Source organism: Gryllotalpicola sp. CP2-P1 (genome assembly GCF_057512245.1).
The window spans coordinates 1-16,257 of the sequence record NZ_JBLRDT010000045.1 but is presented as its reverse complement, the minus strand read 5'-3'; the positions used below and the strand labels follow the sequence as shown (position 1 = coordinate 16,257).

Genomic DNA, 16,257 nt, shown 5'->3' with positions numbered 1-16,257 from the left:
TGGCTGAGCGGCTCGAGGCAGAGATCAGAGGAATCCCCGAGGTCTTCCCCGCGTCCGTCGACGTCATCTTCCTGACGGCTCGCGAGCGAGAGGTGCTCCGCCAGCTCGCCGACGGCCGCACCGTTCGCGAGATGGCCGATGCGAGCTTCCTCAGCCAGAACACGATCAAGAGCCAGCTGCGCACGCTGTACCTGAAGCTCGGCGCGAGCTCGCGCGACAGGGCCCTCGCGCTGGCCCACGAGCACCGGCTTCTCGACAACAGCTGAGGCTGCCGCCGCTCGCAGAATTGCGGACGTCGCGGGCGGGCCCTTCGATCGGGTGGGGTTGAGGGAGCGGGCGCGCCCGCGACGGCACGCAGTGGCGCTCAGCCCGGACGACGCCTCGGTGCCTCGGCACCGGTTCGGGATCCGTCGGGCGGGATCGCTACCACCGACAACGCTATAGACCGGGTTGTCTACCCATCGCTCGCCGCCGGCCGATTTAACCCTCTATTTGACCCTGCGCCAGCCGCCGGGCTTCCCCCGTCAGCGTGAGGGCCGCCGCCTCCCTCGGGTGACGGCGCGCCAGATTCCGGCGGCGACCCCCGCCAGGGCATACGGGCCCACGACCGTGAGCGCGCGCCAGATCAGCAGGCCGGCGGTCGCCGCGTCGACGGCGCTGCCGCCGCCGGTGCCGAACAGGCTCAGCAGGATCGCGACGTCGACGACCCCGGCGCCTTGCAGCGGGAACATCGTGAGCGGATAGGCGAAGAAGAAGATGGTCGCGATCGCGAGCGTGCTCGCGTCCGACGGTGCGACTCCGACGAAGCGGAACGCGAGCAGCAGCAGCGCGAGCTCCGACAGCAGCATGACCGCCAGCACTCCGGCTGCGCGCGGTAGACGTCGCGGCAGGTCGCCGGCCATGTCCTGCTGGAACCGGCCGAAGGATTCCGCCCATCGGGTGGGGTCGACGCGAGCCCGGAAGCGCTGCGCGAGCCTGCCCGCCCACCCGCCGAGCCGGACAGCGGTGGGTCGGGCGCTCGCCACCATCAGCATGCCGACCACGAGCGCCGCCGCGAACACCAGGCTCACGAGGTCGACGAGCTGCAGGGGGCGGTATGCCCCGGTGATGGCGACAAGCAGGAACCCGAAGAGCGGAACGCCGAACCGGGCCACGAACATCGTCAGCGTGTTCAGCACCGAGCCGGCGAGCGCCAGGCCCGTCGGCGTGCCGCCGGAGCTGAAGATCGCAACGCGCGCCGCGATCTTCCCCGGGGCGGACGCGAACGCGGCGGTCGTCAATGCCGTGAGGTCGGTGACGACGGCGCGCCCGAGGGAGACGCCGGGGATGTAGATGGTCAGCGGCACCGCGCTGAGCAGCTGCCGCACGACGAGCGCAGCGATGAGCGCGGCGATCTCCCACCAGCGCAGCCGACCGAGCGCCGCCACGATCGACCCGAGGTTCAGGTCGTGCATCGTGCGGACCACCGCGATGACGACGAGCGCCGCGAGCACCAGCAGCCCGATGCGCACCGCCCACCGCACCGCGCGGGGGCGGCCGCTCGCGGCTTCGCTGGTCATGGCCGCAGACTAGTGCGCCCCGCGCGGCATCGGCCCCCGCACCTCACGGAAGGTGCGCGGCTCGGCCGCTCAGCGGGGCGTGCGCCCCTGCACGTCGGCCAGCGCCGGGAACGCGGTGTGCGGCTCCGTCTGGTACCAGTAGGCGACCGAGAAGATGTCGTCGGAGCGCTCGAAGAGGCCCTTGTCCCACACGCCGATCTGCTGAACCGTGACCCGAAGCTCCCGCTCGAACCAGATCGGGTCCGGAAGGTGCCAGCGATAGACGGCGTGCATGGGCGCGGTCGACTGGATGAACGTGCCGGCGCGGGTGTCATCGCGGTCGCTGAAGAACGGGTAGCCGCAATAGGGGGCGCTGAACGTGATCGGCACCGGCTCCGGGTCGTGGCGCAGCTCGTCCTGGAACGCCCACGCTCCCCCGGCGTAGTCCTCCAGGCCCGTGCTGCACAGCGTCGGCAGCTCGGTGTCGCCGTCGAGGAAGAACTTGACCTCGCCCTCGCCCCACCAATATCGCGAGAGAGACGCGAGACCGATGTAGGTGCCGAGGTAGCGGCCGCTTCCCTCGACGCCGTCGAGGATCACGTGGTCTTCGCCGAGCCGGGTCGTCGCGTTCGAGCGGCGCCACTGCGCGTGGAAGTACGCCGTGCCCTCAGGCACGTCGTCGCCGACCGTGTAGTCGACCTGGAAGAACACGTGGTCCACATCGGCGGCGTGCTCACTGCTCAGCACGATGCGGGCGCGGCGCCGGAACGGCATCGGGATGTACGAGTTCATGCCCCCCGTGGGCGCCACGACGATGGGCTCGGACGTCACCAGAGCCCGAGTGCCGAACCCGTTGCAGAAGAAGTCGCCGAGCGGTGCCTCCACCGATGGAACGGTCTCGTCGTCCCAATACATCCGCAGCACCAGATCGCGCAGCACGAACGGGCCGCCGTCGGTCCGATCGGGAACTGTGATCCAGATGTGGCGCACCACGCCCGGCCCCTCGATGTCGGCCAGCGTGAGCTCCCCGCCGGCGGGAAGGGGCAGATACGCGCTGCCTTTTCGCCCGGCACCGAGATGGGAGCTCGCGGCGGCGGCCTTACCGGGTTCCCCGGTCAGGTTCTCGGCGTTGATCGAGCGGGAGCTCACGCCCGCGGGCGCGCGCAGGTCGGACAGATGGGAAAGCAAGGTTCTCCTCGAGGTCGGCGAATGGGTGGTGAGAGGCGCGCTATTTCACTGAGCCGACGGTCACGCCGCGACTCAGGGTGCGCTGGAAGATGATGAAGAAGACGAGCGTCGGCAGCAGCGACAGCAGCGAGCCCGCGTTGAGCGAGGTCACGTCGATCGAGTTCTGCCCCTGCAGGGTGGCCAAGGCGATGGGGATCGTCTGAACGGACTGGTCCGACAGCAGGATGAGCGGGATGTAGAACTCGTTCCAGGTCCAGACGAAGAAGAACACCATCAGCACCGACAGCGTCGGCCGCATCACGGGGTAGACGACGGACCACAGGATGCGCCACCGCCCGGCACCGTCGAGGGCCGCGGCCTCGAGAAGCGACGGTGGCAGCGTCGACATCACGCTCGACAGCAGATACGTGCCGAACGCCGCCTGCAGAACCGTGAAGACGATGATCACGCTCCACACGGAGTTGAACAGCCCGGTCGCCTGGGCGCCGTAGAAGAGCGGGTAGATCAGAGCTTCCTGCGGAAGCATCGTCGCAAGGAGGAAGACGGCGAGCATCGCCGTTCCGCCCCGGATCCGTCCGACGCCGATCGCGTAAGCGCTCAGCAGCGACACGAGGCTGCCGAACACCGCGACGAGCCCCGCGATGACGACCGAGTTCCACAGGGCGCGCAGGAAGTCGACGCGATCGAGATAGTCCCGGAACGACTGCAGGCTCCACGACGTCGGCAGCGCGAGCGGGCCGTGAGTGGAATAGTCCGTCCCCGTCTTGAAGGCGTTGAGCACCAGCAGGACGAGCGGCGAGAGCATGACCAGTGCGATCAGGATCGCGAGCGCGAGAACGAGCCAGCGCAGGGGGCGCGATCGACGCGCGCGGGCAGCGGGCATGAGTGCGGTGGATGCTGTCATGCTGCGGTTTCCTCTCTTCCATCCCGTCGCTGCAGCCAGAGCATGACGCCGGCGACGAGGAAGATGACGATGGACATGGCGGTGGCGATCGCCGACCCGTAACCGACCTTCGAGAGCTCGAAGAAGTTGCGGTACGAGTAATAGGACGGCACCACGGTCGACCCCTCCGGGCCACCGCCGGTGAGGATGAGCACGGGCGCGAACACCTTGAGCGCACCGACCGTGGCGGTGATCACCACGACGAAGACCTCTGGCCGGATCTGCGGAATGGTGATCGCCGCGAATCGCCGCCACCACCCCGCGCCGTCGAGCGCCGCGGCCTCGTGCAGCTCGGGGTCGACCCGCTGCAGGGCCGCCATGAAGATCACGACCGGGTAGCCGATCTGCAGCCAGATCAGCATCAGCACGACGGCGTAGATGGCGATATCGGGGTCGCCGAGCCAGTCCGGCGGCTGCCGGACGCCGAGCGCCTCGATGACTCCGTTGAGCAGGCCGTCCTGGGTCGCGAGAACCCAGCTCCAGATGAAACCGGCCACGGCGATCGGAAGGATCTGGGGCAGGTAATAGGTGGCCCGCAGGAAGGCGGCCGCTCTGGCACCGAACTCCCGACCGATGTAGTCGAAGAGCATCGCCGCCAGCAGAAGCCCGATCACCGTCGGCACCACGACGATGCCGAGGATCATGAAGATCGTGTTCTTGAACGCGAGCCAGAAGAGCTCATCGCCGAAGAGATCCACATAGTTCTGCAGACCGTTCCAGCGCATCGGAGCCATCCCGCCCTTCCAGCGGAACAGGCTGATGTACACGTTCATCGCGAAGGGGATCAAGACGATCGCAAGGGTCCCCGCGATCATCGGAACGAGATACAGCCAGTAGCCCGCGCGCGCGGTGCGCCGGCTGCGCGAGCGGCGTCGCTCTCTGGCTGCAAGATGGTCGGCGACCAGCGCCGATTCCGGGGTTGTCACTGCTGCTCTACTCACTGCCTGGCCTTCCGATCCGTCCTGTCGGCTGAGGTGCGGAAGCCGCGCGCGGCGGCTTCCGCACCGTGGCGTCAGCCCTCGTCGGTCGCCTTCTTGCCGTCGTCGTAGAACTTCTGCAGCTTGGCGAGGTATTGCGCCGCCGTCTCGTTCTTGTTCGACATGGCGGCCATGTTCGACTGGATGAAGTCGAGGAAGCCGGGGACGGGGTAGTCGGGATAGAACGAGAGCGTGTCGGCCGCGACGATCTGGTCGAACCGCTGCGTGTACGCCCGCGTCACCGGGTCGGTGATCGTGGACGAGTCACCGGCGAGCGGCAGGCCGCCGAGCTCGCCGATCTTGTTCTGGACCTCGGGGCTCAGGGTCGTGTTGATCCAGTCGTACGCCAGCTCTTTGTTCGGCGCCTTCGCCGGCACACCCCACAGGTGACCCGACGACCCCATCGACATCTTCGCGCCGGGCAGCGTGAAGTAGCCCCACGAGAAGTCGTGCTGGTCCTTGACCCGGGGGAACACGCCGTTGTTCCAGATGAGCATTCCGGTCTTGCCGCTCAGGAAGTTGACGTTGGCCTGCTCATAGGTGAGCCCGGCGAGATCGGTGCCGAGATACCCCTTGTCGATCCAGTTCTGGAACTGCTCTGTGGCCTTCTTCCACGGGTCGGCCGAGAAATCGACCTTGCCCTTCAGGAACATGAAGTCGTCGATCTGCTCACGGCTCGCATAGGCCGAGACGAGCGAGTACCAGACCCACATCTGATTGAAGCCCTGGTTCGTCGAGGCGGACGAGGACACCGGCGTGATGCCGGCATCCTTGAGCTTCTGCATCGCGCTCACGAACTCCGCCATCGTCGTCGGCGCGGCCGTGATCCCCGCCTTCTCGAAGAGGTCCTTGTTGTAGTAGAAGGTCACGTACTCGCCGAAGTTCGGGATTCCGTACCAGTCGCCCGAGCCGGCCTTGCCCTGTTCGTCGTACTTGGCGAACGACTGCATGCTGCCGGTCACCTTCTTGTCCCAGCCGTACTTCTTCACCGCGTCGTTCAGCGGCTCGAGCAGCCCCTGGCTGGCCAGCTGGCCGCCGTCCGCATTGCCCTTGTTGAACTCGACGACGTCGGGCACCTTGTTGCCGCCGAGCGTCAGCTTCGCGTTCTTGCGCATCGCGTCGAAGCTCGTCGTCTGGAAGTCGACTTTGACGTCGGGATGCTTCTTCTTGAAGATCTCGAGCGCGAGCTGCCACCCCTGACCCTGCGCGGTCTTGGGGTCCTCGTACTGCAGGATCGTGAAGGTCTTGCCTGCGTCGTCGCCTGAGGCGCTGCTGCAGCCGGTCAGCGCGGCCGCGGCGACCGCCACCACGGCCGCCACGGCGGCGAGCCGTGCGCGGGTTCGTCCGCGCGGGCTTCGCGCGGTTCGGATCGTTGTCATTGCGTTGCTCCTTTGCATCGGGGGGGGGGGGTGAAGAGGTGAGGATTCGGGCGCGCGGGCATGCTCGCGCCACCGCAGACGCGAAGTCGGCGGCGTGAAGAGGTGGCGGCGCGGGCGCCGCATGAGCTCAGTCGGTCGGCGGCGGTCCGATCGATTGCCGCACGATCGGGGCGCACGGCATCAGATAGCCCTCTCGTTCGGCGCCGTCGAGCGACCCGTCGAGGCGGCCGACGGCGCGGCGTATCGCCCACTCGCCCATCTCGCGGTGAGGCAGCTGCACCGTGCTGAGGCCGGGATCGAGGGCGTCGGCGACGAACTCCTGGTTGTCGAAGCCGGCGATCGAGAGCGCATGGGGGATGTCGAGGCCGAGGTGCCGAGCGACGTGGTAGAACGCCATGGCCGTCTGGTCGCTGAAGGCGAAGACGGCCGTGGGCCGGTCGGGCCGGTCGAGCAGCCGCCGGGCGGGCTCGACCGCGAAGTGCGTTGCCGCGTCCTCGGCGACGACCGTGAGCGACGGATCGCGTGGGATGCCTGCATCTTCGAGCGCCCGCTCATAGCCGCGCTCGCGAAGCTGAGAGGCGATCGGGTACGCGCGCACGTTGCAGAATCCGATGCGGGTATGCCCGGCATCGATGAGCATGCGAGTAGACGTGTATGCGCCGAGCTCCTCGTCGGGGACGACGTAGTCGACGGTCGCGTGGGCATCCGGGCTGCTCGGCCGCCCGTCGAGGACGACAACCGGCATGGTCGGCGGCACGAGCGGCAGCTCGACCACCTTGTGGAAGTTCGTCGCGACGACGAGCGCCTCGATATTCCGCTGCAGCAGGGACTGAACCGCGGGCGTCTGCACCTCGTCGTTCCCGTAGGTGTCGATCAGCATCAGCATGAAGCCGGCCTCCCACGCGGCCTGCTGCGCGCCGGCGAGCATGTGCGCCGAGAACGGGACGGTCGCCACCCGGTCTGAGACGACCCCGATGGTGCGGCTCTGCTTCGTCTTCAGCGAGCGCGCCAGCTGATTGGGCACGTAGCCGAGCTCGTCGGCGACGGCCTTGATGCGGTCTGCGACCCGCGCGTTGACGCGCCCTTCGCTACGGCCGCTGAGCACGAGGCTGACGCTGGAGACGGAGACGCCGACGTGCGCGGCGATGTCTCTCATCGTCAGCATCCTGCGCTCCTTTGCCCAACCGTCAATCGTTTGACTTCAATCGATTGACGCCACGCTAAGAGCGTCAATCGCGTTGACGCAAAAGTGCGTTATTCAGCCGTTATGAACGCGCAAAATCCCGGCGCACGGACGCGCCGATCGGCCGCGGAGAGGCGCGCCGCGCCCCGCACGACCGGCCGCGATAGGCGGCTGCGGCAAACTTGAGCCGATCTTGAGGTTCTCCCGCGGTGCCCCACCCGGGTCGCTCGGCAAGATGGGTTCTGGTCGCGCCTGCAACGCGATCAGCCCTCAACCCTGAAGAGGCGCGTGTCCAACCCGAATGGAATCACGGCCCCGGCACGGGATGTTGGTCGGAACGTCCCGGGTCGGCACCGGGCCCGTCCGCAATCGAGATCTTCGAAGCGGCCGGGCCCGGTTCTTTCGTTTCGGGGAACGCCGCGGCGTCGGAATCCGTGACGGCCGATGCGATCAGCCGGCTGCCCTGCATGAAGGCGGCGTCGACGCCCGTGGGTGTGACGACCGCATCGATCAGCGTCTCGGAGCGCAGCTCGCCGAATGCCGGGAACGAGACGGTGAGGAAGCGCGGCGGGGTGCCGTGCTCGCGCTCGTGCACAACGGCCGCCGAGTGCAGCAGCAGCATGCCCGGCAGATGGTCGACGGGGTGGTCGAAGAAGAACGGGTCGGATTCGTCGATTCCGAGGCGGGCGATCAGCCGGCCCTCGTCACGGCGCACCTGCTCGATGAGGTCGCCGTGGAACTCGCGGACGACATCGTCGAGCGCGACGGCGTTGCGCCGGATGGCCCGATAGTCGCTGTCGACCAGGACGCGCGCGCTCACCGTGCCCGAGGCGATGCCTGGCAGGCGATAGTCGACGTCGAGCACGTGCGGCACTCCCTTCCGGTACTGCACGCGCGCGAAGTCGACCTCGAGGGTGCCCTCGAGCGCACCGAAGCGCGGGAACCGCAGAGACTCCGGCTCGACGCGCACCGTCATGCTCGAGACGATGAAGTGCACCGACTGCCCCATGCCGAGCCCCGCGACGCAGATGGCGAGGCCGGCCTGCCGGAACGCCTCGGCGAGCAGTGTCACCGGGACGCGACCCGGGGTCGGGTGGCACAGCCAGTGGCTGCGCGGGATCTCGACGTCAGCGCGCCACGTCTGCTCGGAGACGGCTTCGATGGCCCAGACGAGCGACTCGGACCGTGTGGAGCGATGTGCGGCACTTCGATCGATGAGAACCAAGTCACGAACCTTCAGCTGGGAAAAACCGGCTCGCAAGTGGCATCGAGCGCAGCGTGGCTGGGAAGGCGGGCTGCGCGACCATGTGACCGTTTCGGGTTCGGTCGGCGAGGTGTTTCAACAGTAATCATGAGCCGAGTCTCAGGTCACGGGTTCAGCCACGATCACAACCACCCCAATCAGGGTTGCATCGGCAGTGTGGCAAGGGGCGTGGCGTCGGGCCGCAGTGGGAGTCTGACCGTGAACGTCGACCCCTTGCCCGGCTCGCTCGACACGGTGATCGTGCCGCCATGGGCGTCGACGATCGTCTTGACGATGGTGAGCCCGATGCCCACGCCCTGGATCGCGGCCTCGCGCGCCTCGCGCGTGCGGAAGAAACGGTCGAACAGGCGGATCTGATCGGTCTTGCTGATGCCGCGACCGCGGTCGGCGACCGCGATGACCACGGATTCCTCGTCCCGCTCGAGCGTGACCGTGATGACCCCGCTCTCGGGTGAGTACTTGACCGCGTTCGAGATGAGGTTGTCGACGACCTGCCTCACCCGGCCGCCGTCGACGTGGGCGAGCACGGTGCCGCTCGGCGTGTTGAGCTCGAGACGCTGACGCGACGCCGCGAGCGTGGGGCGGAACGTCGACACCGACTGGGCGAGCAGAGCCGAGACATCCGTCGGCTCGATCCGCAGCGCCAGGTCGTGCGTGCTCGTGCTCAGCAGGTCGCGGATGAGCGCGAGCATCTGCTCGGCGCTGCGCTGGATGGTGCGGAACTCCTTGCCGAAGCCGAGCGCGTCGACGTCGTAGCCGTCGTCGATGAGGTCGAGGTAGCCGACGATCGAGGTCAGCGGCGTGCGCAGCTCGTGCGAGACGGTGGCGAGGTACTCCTCGCGGATCTCGATCGCATTCGCGAGGTCGGTGACGTCGTAGGTCACGACCGCCGAGCCGAGTCGTTCGCCGCCGGGGCGCGAGATGCTGTGCGCCTCGGTCACGATCGCGCGCTGCTCGCCCTCCGGGTCGCCGATCCAGTAGATGAGCCCGCGCTGATCGCCCTCGATCGTCTCGGAGATGATGTTCTTGTCCTGCTTGACGCGGGTGCGCCGGTCGGAGGCGTACACGTGCTTGCTGAGGCCGGTGGCCGGATCAAAGCCGGTGAGCGCGAGGAAGTCGGACACCGTGCGGTTGTGCAGCTTCGGCTGGTTGTCGACGTCGTAGAACAGGACTCCGACGTTCACGGCGTCCGCGATCGAGCGGATGACGACTCCCAGCTCGTCCATCTCGTCGAGCAGTCGCTGCAGCTCGCTGGTCGTCTCGGCGAGGCGCTCACGCGCGGAGAGCTCACGGTCGCGCAACCAGAGCTCGGACGCGGCACGGCCGACCTGCACGCCGAGATATGCGAGCAACGAGCGCTCGAACGCCGTCCGGCGCGACGTGGTCGCCGGGTCGGCCACGACGAGCGCGCCCGTCACGGCGTCGTCGCAGTCGACCGGGACGACGCTCACGGGGCCGGGCTGCTCGCTCTCGCCGTAGAGCCAGACCAGCAGCTCGGGGTGCCGGTCCGGCGGCATGCTGGCGATGCGGGCGTCGCTCGTGAGCGGCGCAGTGGCCCAGCGGTCACCGCGCTCCTTGCGCCCCGGGGGCAGCAGCGGTGCGACGAGGTCGCCGAGATGCGGCATCCGCCCGTCACGCGCACTCCAGGTCACGCTCGGAATCGGCTCATCGTGCTCATCGGGGCCGGCCGGGATCACGAGCACCACCTCGCGCGCGCCGAACACCTCGCGCAGGCCGGTGGTGGCGATGCGCGCGAGCTCGTCGAGCGTCTCGGCGGAGTGCACGGCCCAGGTCAGCCGCATGATGCTGGCGCGCAGGCTCTCCGCGCCGTCTCGCCGGGTGCGCCGCCGTGAGCTGCGCTTGCGCAGCAGCTCGACCCGCAGGGCGAGCTCGTCGGCGACACGGTCGAGAAGCACGTAGTCGCGGTCTACCCCGGCGACCGCGTCGGTCGGCACGTCTGCGGCCGCCTCGACGACGAAGATCGCCGGGCCGCGCTCGTGGGGCTTCTCACCGAGCTCGACGATCGCGCGCTCGGGCGCGACGCCCGCCGCGCTCAGCGCAGCCCGCGCGGCGTCCGCGCAGGCGTCGGTCGCGGCGAGGACCGTGACGGGACTGGATGACTTCGCCATGCGGTGCCTCCTCTTTCGGACGACCTGAGCAACTCTTGAGGCTTCCCCGCGCCGAATCGGTGACCGCCGGTTTCAGACTGAAGTTGCTTGCCCGCGGCGGCAAGCCCCCCATCCTCGGCATATGAGTGTGGGGCGCCTCCAACCCGATTGAAGGCGCCCCTCCCCCCTATTTCCGAGAAGCCCTCAACCCGAATGCGGACTCTCGGCACACGGGACCCCTGGCGAGTCACGTCGCAGGTCGGTGCCGTGTGACGGAAACAAGGCTACCTGGCCGCAGCACGCTGTTCCACACGCTGCAGGCCCGGTATTGCCCCGCGCACACCCCGAGAACAGGGGGTTTTCGCACCTTTTGGCCCCGAAGTCAGTCCCGCGGTGCCGCCAGGCGATAGCCGACGCCGCGCACCGTCTCGATGAGATAGGGCGAAGCCGCGTTGTCGGCGAGCTTCTTCCGGAGGTTGCCGATGTGCACCTCGACGCCGCGTCGATCCGCCTCGCCGACATAGGGATTGACGACGTAGTCGTCGCCGCGCAGGAGCCGCGCGAGGTCGTCCTTGCTGCGCACCGTGCGGCCAGAGCGCAGCAGCGCCTGCAGCAGCTCGAACTCGCTGAAGGTGAGGTCGAACTCGCGGCCGTCGCGCTTCACGGTGCGCTCGCTGGGGTCGAGCACGACGCCGTTGTGCGACAGGAGCGTGCGATTCGGCGTCGTCGCAGTCGCCTCGGCGGGGGCGCCCGCCGCCGCGGGGGTCTGGCCCGGGGCATCCCCCTCACCCGGCTGACGGTGCTCGAGAACACGCGGCCGGCGCAGCATCGCCTCGGCGCGCGCACGCAGCTCGCGCGGGCGGAACGGCTTCAGGACGTAGTCGTCGGCGCCCGAGCTGAGCCCCTGCAGCGCATCGATCTCTTCGTCTCGCGCCGTCAGCATGATGATGTAGGCCGCGCTGATCTCTCTGATGCGCTTCGCCGTCTCGAACCCGTCGATCCCCGGCATGTTGACGTCGATCGTGACGAGCACCGGGCGGCACTCGCTGACCCGCGCGACGCCGTCCACCCCGCTCGAGGCAGCGAACACCCTCAGACCGATCTGCTCGAGCACGGCCTGGATGAGCTCTCTGATGCCGTCGTCGTCCTCGATGACGACAGCGCATTCGCCGTCAGCCACTCCCATGACCGAAGCGTAGCAATGGCGCAACACCGAACCGGGCCTTGTGTCGCCTAGGCTGGGCACGATGACCCAACAGGAGCGCGCCACCGCCCGCCGGGACGAGATCGTCAGGGCCGCAGCCGCCGAGTTCGACGAGGTCGGCTATGCAGCCGCGTCCCTCTCGAGCATCGCCGCGCGCCTGAACCGCACCAAGGGTGCGATGAGCTACCACTTCTCGTCAAAGGGCGCGCTCGCCCACGAGGTCGCGCAGTACCACTTCCTGCAGTGGGACGGGGTGAACGCGGCCATCCGCGAGGACGGCTACACGGGCCTCGACGCGACGATCATCCTCTCCTTCGCCGTCGCCGCCCGCTTCCGTGACGACGTTCTGGTGCGCGCCGGAATGCGCCTGCAGCACGACGCCGGACTCCACGACGTCGAGCTGCCGCCGCCTTTCGAGTGGTGGATCAAGATGACGCGCACCATGCTCGAAGAGGCGCACCAGCTGGGGCAGATCGGGGCCGACGTCGATCTGGATGTCGCAGCCGAGGTCCTGGTGGAGGCCTTCATCGGCATTCAAGAGGTCGCCCACCGCATCACCCTCGCGCAGGATATCCACGAACGCGTCGAGCGCTACTGGCTGATGCTGCTTCCCGGCCTGGGAGTGACGAACGGCCCCGAGCTGGTCGCACGACTCAGCGCCGAGGCCGCGGCGCGCTGACCGCCGGCCCGGCCCGCACCCCGCGCTTTGGGGAGATCGGCGCTTTTGCACCCCGCCAGACGGGCGTCTAGGGTGAGACCCACAAGGGTGGGGGCGAGGAATGGAGCCGATGGACCGGCATGCACCTCCGAGCGCTGTCGTCATCGAGGACGACGAAGGCATTCGGTCGCTGATCAGCGCTGTGCTGCAGCACGCGGGCTTGCACGTCATCGAGGCGGACAACGGCCTCGACGGCGTCGCCGCGGTGTGCGCGCACGACCCCGTCATCATCACCGTCGACATCCGGATGCCTGGGATCGACGGCTTCGAGACGACTCGCCGCATCCGCCAGATCAGCGGAGCGTTCGTCGTCGTGCTGAGCGCGCACGTCGCGGATGCCGACGAGTCCGAGAGCATCCGCGCCGGCGCAGACGTCTACATGCCGAAGCCGTTCCGACCTCGCGAGCTGCGCGAGCTGATCGACACGCAGCTGCGCGAGCTGCGTCGCGCCTGACGGCACTGCGCCTTCGGGCCCTTACGGCAGCTGGCGCGTCAGCTCCTCGAGCTGGGCGAACCGGCCGTCGGCCGCGACCTCGCCGAACAGGAAGACCTCTTGGGCGGCGGTGCCGCCGTCTCGCCGCGTGACCGTGATGATGTGGCGCTCGGCGTAGTGCGAGCCCTCGGTCAGCTCACCCTTCACCTCGACGGCGATCCGCTCGATGAATCCGCGCAGCTGAGCGATCTGCTGCACGTAGGCGGCGCGATCGATCCACACGCCATCGGTGCTCTGGCGGTAGTCGTCGGTGACGTGGCGCGCGACGGCCTGCTCGACGGTCAGATCGTTGCTGCCGAGCAGATCGTGCAGGGCGGCGGCGATGGAAGGCATGCGATTCTCCTTCGGGTAGGGAGAGAGGGCGTGCTCATAACGCTAGCGTGGCGCGACGCCTTTCACGCGCGCGGCGCGAGCGGCTGCTCGATCGGCAGCACGGGCCAGCCGCGCTCGCCCGCGAGCTCGAGCATCGCCGGGTCCGAGCCGACGACGACGGGGCTCGAGACGCGCTCGAGCAGGGGCAGATCGCTCGAGTGGTCGCCGTAGCCCCAGCTCGGCGCAGCCGGACCGAGTCCGGCGAGGTACGCGTCGACGACCGTGCGCTTGTCGTCGCCGATCATCGCCGCACTGATCACGCCCGTGTAGCGGCCGTCGGCCCCCACCTCGAGCTCGGTGCAGTACACCGCGTCGGCGCCGACCGCGGCGGCGATCGGCGCGAGCGGCGGCGGGAACGACCCCGAGACCAGCACGACGCGCGCGCCCGCTGCCTGGTGCTCGCGCAGCTTCGCCAGCACGTTCGGGCGGTAGAAGCCGGGCTGCGCCGAGGTCTCGACGTACCAGTCGCGCCCGGCCGCGAGCACCTGCTCGACGGGCTGGCCCGCCCAGATGCCGTAGTACACCCGGTTGAACTCGCTGCGCTCGAGGGTCACGACGAGCTCGGCGAGTTCCCGCAGCCGCGCAGGCGACACCATCTCGGGCACGCGCTTCAGGTAGAACAGCAGGAACGACTCGAGCGTGCGCACCGAGACCAGGGTCTCGTCGACGTCGAAGAACGCGGCACCGGGGGCAGTCACCCTCGAAGGCTACTGGTCGCCCTGCTCCTGCGCGGCCAGCTGGGCGCGCACCTGATCCATGTCGAGAGCGCGCGCCTGCGCGATGATGTCGTCGAGCGCCGGCTTGGGCAGCGCGCCGGCCTGCTGGAAGAGGCCGATGCCGTCGCGGAAGACCATGAGGGTCGGGATGGCCTGGATGCCGAGTGCACCGGAGAGCTCGGGCTCTGCGTCGCTGTCGAGCTTGCCGTAGACGATGTCGGTGTTCTCCTCGGAGCTCTGGTCGAAGATCGGGGCGAACATCTTGCAGGGGCCGCACCAGTCGGCCCAGACGTCGACGACGACGATGCCGTCGCCGAGCACGGTCTGCTCGAAGGTGTCCTTGGTCAGTTCAACAGTGGCCATGGGTCCATCCTCCCTGGAATGTGCACACCGTGGGGCATCCGTTCAGTCGGCTGCCAGCACCGTGTGGCGCTCGGCGAGATCGACCGTGGCGTGGCGCTCGCGGCGGGCCCCGCCGGGGATGCCGCCGACGTAGATCCACCCCAGCAGGGCCTCGTCGGCGCCGAGACCGTGCACGGCGGCGACCTCGCGCGTGCGGGTGTGCGGGCCGCTGCGCCACATCGCACCCCAGCCGGCGTCGTCGAGCAGCAGGGTGAGCAGGTGAGCGACGCCCGCGGCGGCCGCCTCCTGTTCCCACCGCTCGACCTTGTGACTCTCGCGGTAGCTCACGACGACGGCGAGCAGCAGCTCGGCGCGCAGAGGCTTGCTCCGCTGGGATGCCGCAGCGTCGGCATCCGCCCCGGCGTTCGCCGCCGCCAGCGCGAGCGCGTCGCCCAGCCGCTCGCGCGCCCGGCCGCGCAGTTCGATCACCCGCCACGGTGCGAGACCTGCGTGATCGGCGGCGGTCGCGGCCGCCTCGAGCAGGCGCTCGACCTCGGCCGTCGTGGGCGCCTCTTCCGTCACTTTGGAGTAGGAGCGCCGCGCCAGAACGGCCTCGTAGACGGATGCGCGCGCGCCGGTCATCGCTGTGCCACCTGCGCGAGAACGCGCTCGAAGACGAAGTCGTCCTCCCACCGCTCGCCCAGGCGGAAGCGCTTGACGCCGACGCCCACGAAGCCGCTCTTCGCATAGAAGCGCTGCGCCCGCACGTTCTCTTGGTTGGTGCCGAGCCAGAGGCCCGCCGCACCGCGGTTCGCCGCCGCGTCGACGGCGGCTGCCATCAGCGCGGCCGCGACGCCCGACCCGTGATGCTCGGGGGCGACGTAGATCTTGCTCAGCTCGGCGGTGGGCCACGCGGTGAGCTGCGCCGCAACCTGCGGGTCGTGCGGCTCGCCGAAGACGAGCATCGCGTAGCCGGCGAGGCCCGCGCCGTCGTCGGCGAGGAGCACGAGCCGGTCGGCATCCGCTGCGTACTCGGCGAACCGTGCAGCGCTCAGGTGCTGGGCGATGAAGGCGTTGATCTCGGCCTCGGGGGAGCTCGGCGGGCAGGCGAGCGGGAAGGTGCGGGCGGCCAGCTCGGCGACGCGCTCGGCGTCGGCAGCGGTGGCCTGGGAGATTTCGACGGGCACGGGGCAAGCCTAGGGAGCCGCGGGCGGATGCCGCGCTCGGCGTCTTCCCAGGGAGCAGCACGGGCACGCGCATAACATAAATACATGTTGTACACGCGAGGATTCCTCCTGGGCGGCGTGGTGGCCGCAGCGGTCACCCTCGCCGCGATCGCAGAGCTTCCGGCGAGCGCCGGCACCGCGCAGAAGCAGGCGCCGTGCGTGGCCGACCGCGATGCCCTCCACCGGCTCGCCCGCGCGGTGGACGACCACACCTTCCACCGCGACCGCCTGCGCGATCCCGACTTCGACATGGCCGTCTCGGCGCGCGAGGCCGCTGACCTCGCCGAGGGCCGCACGCGCGAGGCCCTGCTGGTGCTCGCCGATTCGGCGGCGCGCAGCGCGCTCGAGTTCCTTGTGGACTACAACATCGCGGCCGGCGGCTGGGAGGCCGCGACCGGCATCCGGATGCCCGCGGCCACCATGCTCTCGGCATAGCGCGCCGTTTGGAGGCCGCCGCTTCCGGGTATCGCTTGGCGCACATCACCCGTCAGTGCGGGAGGAGCGAACCATGAGCGACACCTATCAGCGCAACACACCGGAGCCGGGCGACCACGTCGGCAAGCACGTCGACGCAGAGCCGGCCGATGAGACGCTCGACGAGCGGCC

18 protein-coding genes are annotated in these 16,257 nt (G+C 69.1%); 4 read left to right on the top strand and 14 right to left on the bottom strand.

What is annotated here, in order from left to right:
• On the top strand, positions 1-266 hold a 266-nt coding region (locus tag ACM2XV_RS05690), incomplete at its 5' end, for a response regulator transcription factor (RefSeq protein ID WP_487026234.1).
• Between the two features lie 258 nt (positions 267-524).
• Here the strand turns inward: ACM2XV_RS05690 and ACM2XV_RS05685 are convergent.
• From ACM2XV_RS05685 to ACM2XV_RS05645, 9 genes are all read right to left on the bottom strand, one after another.
• A complete protein-coding gene (locus ACM2XV_RS05685) occupies positions 525-1,559 on the bottom strand; it encodes a hypothetical protein (RefSeq protein WP_487026233.1) in 1,035 nt (344 codons plus the stop codon).
• A 69-nt stretch (positions 1,560-1,628) separates the two neighbouring features.
• Positions 1,629-2,726, bottom strand: coding sequence for a glycoside hydrolase family 172 protein (locus tag ACM2XV_RS05680; RefSeq protein ID WP_344776804.1), 1,098 nt, complete (start codon positions 2,724-2,726; stop codon positions 1,629-1,631).
• 40 nt (positions 2,727-2,766) lie between these two features.
• The gene (locus tag ACM2XV_RS05675) at positions 2,767-3,630 is read right to left on the bottom strand and encodes a carbohydrate ABC transporter permease (protein WP_487026232.1); all 864 of its coding nucleotides are present in this window, start codon (positions 3,628-3,630) and stop codon (positions 2,767-2,769) included.
• On the bottom strand, positions 3,627-4,484 hold the full coding sequence (locus ACM2XV_RS05670; protein WP_425553449.1) for a carbohydrate ABC transporter permease: 858 nt from the start codon (positions 4,482-4,484) through the stop codon (positions 3,627-3,629). Before ACM2XV_RS05670 ends, ACM2XV_RS05675 begins: the two co-directional genes overlap by 4 nt.
• A gap of 197 nt (positions 4,485-4,681) precedes the next feature.
• Positions 4,682-6,025, bottom strand: coding sequence for an ABC transporter substrate-binding protein (locus ACM2XV_RS05665; protein ID WP_487026231.1), 1,344 nt, complete (start codon positions 6,023-6,025; stop codon positions 4,682-4,684).
• Positions 6,026-6,152: 127 nt separating this feature from the next.
• Complete coding sequence (locus ACM2XV_RS05660) at positions 6,153-7,190, bottom strand: LacI family DNA-binding transcriptional regulator (RefSeq protein ID WP_487026230.1); 1,038 nt, start codon at positions 7,188-7,190, stop codon at positions 6,153-6,155.
• A gap of 325 nt (positions 7,191-7,515) precedes the next feature.
• The gene (locus tag ACM2XV_RS05655) at positions 7,516-8,433 is read right to left on the bottom strand and encodes an AfsA-related hotdog domain-containing protein (RefSeq protein ID WP_344776814.1); all 918 of its coding nucleotides are present in this window, start codon (positions 8,431-8,433) and stop codon (positions 7,516-7,518) included.
• 176 nt (positions 8,434-8,609) lie between these two features.
• Positions 8,610-10,601 (bottom strand): sensor histidine kinase, encoded by a 1,992-nt coding sequence (locus ACM2XV_RS05650; protein ID WP_487026229.1) that lies wholly within the window; start codon positions 10,599-10,601, stop codon positions 8,610-8,612.
• A 361-nt stretch (positions 10,602-10,962) separates the two neighbouring features.
• On the bottom strand, positions 10,963-11,766 hold the full coding sequence (locus ACM2XV_RS05645; RefSeq protein ID WP_344776819.1) for a response regulator transcription factor: 804 nt from the start codon (positions 11,764-11,766) through the stop codon (positions 10,963-10,965).
• A 61-nt stretch (positions 11,767-11,827) separates the two neighbouring features.
• Between ACM2XV_RS05645 and ACM2XV_RS05640 the strand changes: the two genes are divergently transcribed.
• Entirely contained in the window at positions 11,828-12,463 is a 636-nt protein-coding gene (locus ACM2XV_RS05640; protein ID WP_344776821.1) for a ScbR family autoregulator-binding transcription factor, read from the top strand.
• A gap of 109 nt (positions 12,464-12,572) precedes the next feature.
• Entirely contained in the window at positions 12,573-12,956 is a 384-nt protein-coding gene (locus tag ACM2XV_RS05635; RefSeq protein WP_487026228.1) for a response regulator transcription factor, read from the top strand.
• A 21-nt stretch (positions 12,957-12,977) separates the two neighbouring features.
• Here ACM2XV_RS05635 and ACM2XV_RS05630 read toward each other — a convergent pair whose 3' ends face one another.
• The 5 genes from ACM2XV_RS05630 to ACM2XV_RS05610 form a co-directional block, all read right to left on the bottom strand.
• The gene (locus ACM2XV_RS05630) at positions 12,978-13,328 is read right to left on the bottom strand and encodes a hypothetical protein (RefSeq protein WP_344776825.1); all 351 of its coding nucleotides are present in this window, start codon (positions 13,326-13,328) and stop codon (positions 12,978-12,980) included.
• 62 nt (positions 13,329-13,390) lie between these two features.
• A complete protein-coding gene (locus tag ACM2XV_RS05625) occupies positions 13,391-14,065 on the bottom strand; it encodes an HAD family hydrolase (RefSeq protein WP_487026227.1) in 675 nt (224 codons plus the stop codon).
• 9 nt (positions 14,066-14,074) lie between these two features.
• Positions 14,075-14,446 (bottom strand): thioredoxin, encoded by a 372-nt coding sequence (gene trxA / locus ACM2XV_RS05620; RefSeq protein WP_344776829.1) that lies wholly within the window; start codon positions 14,444-14,446, stop codon positions 14,075-14,077.
• Between the two features lie 42 nt (positions 14,447-14,488).
• Entirely contained in the window at positions 14,489-15,067 is a 579-nt protein-coding gene (locus ACM2XV_RS05615) for a nitroreductase family protein (protein WP_487026226.1), read from the bottom strand.
• The gene (locus ACM2XV_RS05610) at positions 15,064-15,612 is read right to left on the bottom strand and encodes a GNAT family N-acetyltransferase (RefSeq protein WP_487026225.1); all 549 of its coding nucleotides are present in this window, start codon (positions 15,610-15,612) and stop codon (positions 15,064-15,066) included. Before ACM2XV_RS05610 ends, ACM2XV_RS05615 begins: the two co-directional genes overlap by 4 nt.
• 84 nt (positions 15,613-15,696) lie before the next feature.
• On the opposite strand from ACM2XV_RS05610, the gene ACM2XV_RS05605 reads away from it, so the two are divergent.
• On the top strand, positions 15,697-16,086 hold the full coding sequence (locus tag ACM2XV_RS05605) for a hypothetical protein (protein WP_487026224.1): 390 nt from the start codon (positions 15,697-15,699) through the stop codon (positions 16,084-16,086).
• Positions 16,087-16,257: the final 171 nt, after the last annotated feature.

What these genes read in the sequence shown, in the direction of transcription:
- ACM2XV_RS05685 (WP_487026233.1), bottom strand. Translation starts at nt 1,559, where the DNA reads ATGACCAGCGAAGCCGCGAGCGGCCGCCCCCGCGCGGTGCGGTGGGCG.
- ACM2XV_RS05675 (WP_487026232.1), bottom strand. Translation starts at nt 3,630, where the DNA reads ATGACAGCATCCACCGCACTCATGCCCGCTGCCCGCGCGCGTCGATCG.
- ACM2XV_RS05670 (WP_425553449.1), bottom strand. Translation starts at nt 4,484, where the DNA reads ATGATCGCGGGGACCCTTGCGATCGTCTTGATCCCCTTCGCGATGAAC.
- ACM2XV_RS05665 (WP_487026231.1), bottom strand. Translation starts at nt 6,025, where the DNA reads ATGACAACGATCCGAACCGCGCGAAGCCCGCGCGGACGAACCCGCGCA.
- ACM2XV_RS05660 (WP_487026230.1), bottom strand. Translation starts at nt 7,190, where the DNA reads ATGCTGACGATGAGAGACATCGCCGCGCACGTCGGCGTCTCCGTCTCC.
- ACM2XV_RS05650 (WP_487026229.1), bottom strand. Translation starts at nt 10,601, where the DNA reads ATGGCGAAGTCATCCAGTCCCGTCACGGTCCTCGCCGCGACCGACGCC.
- ACM2XV_RS05645 (WP_344776819.1), bottom strand. Translation starts at nt 11,766, where the DNA reads ATGGGAGTGGCTGACGGCGAATGCGCTGTCGTCATCGAGGACGACGAC.
- ACM2XV_RS05640 (WP_344776821.1), top strand. Translation starts at nt 11,828, where the DNA reads ATGACCCAACAGGAGCGCGCCACCGCCCGCCGGGACGAGATCGTCAGG.
- ACM2XV_RS05635 (WP_487026228.1), top strand. Translation starts at nt 12,573, where the DNA reads ATGGACCGGCATGCACCTCCGAGCGCTGTCGTCATCGAGGACGACGAA.
- ACM2XV_RS05630 (WP_344776825.1), bottom strand. Translation starts at nt 13,328, where the DNA reads ATGCCTTCCATCGCCGCCGCCCTGCACGATCTGCTCGGCAGCAACGAT.
- trxA (WP_344776829.1), bottom strand. Translation starts at nt 14,446, where the DNA reads ATGGCCACTGTTGAACTGACCAAGGACACCTTCGAGCAGACCGTGCTC.
- ACM2XV_RS05615 (WP_487026226.1), bottom strand. Translation starts at nt 15,067, where the DNA reads ATGACCGGCGCGCGCGCATCCGTCTACGAGGCCGTTCTGGCGCGGCGC.
- ACM2XV_RS05605 (WP_487026224.1), top strand. Translation starts at nt 15,697, where the DNA reads ATGTTGTACACGCGAGGATTCCTCCTGGGCGGCGTGGTGGCCGCAGCG.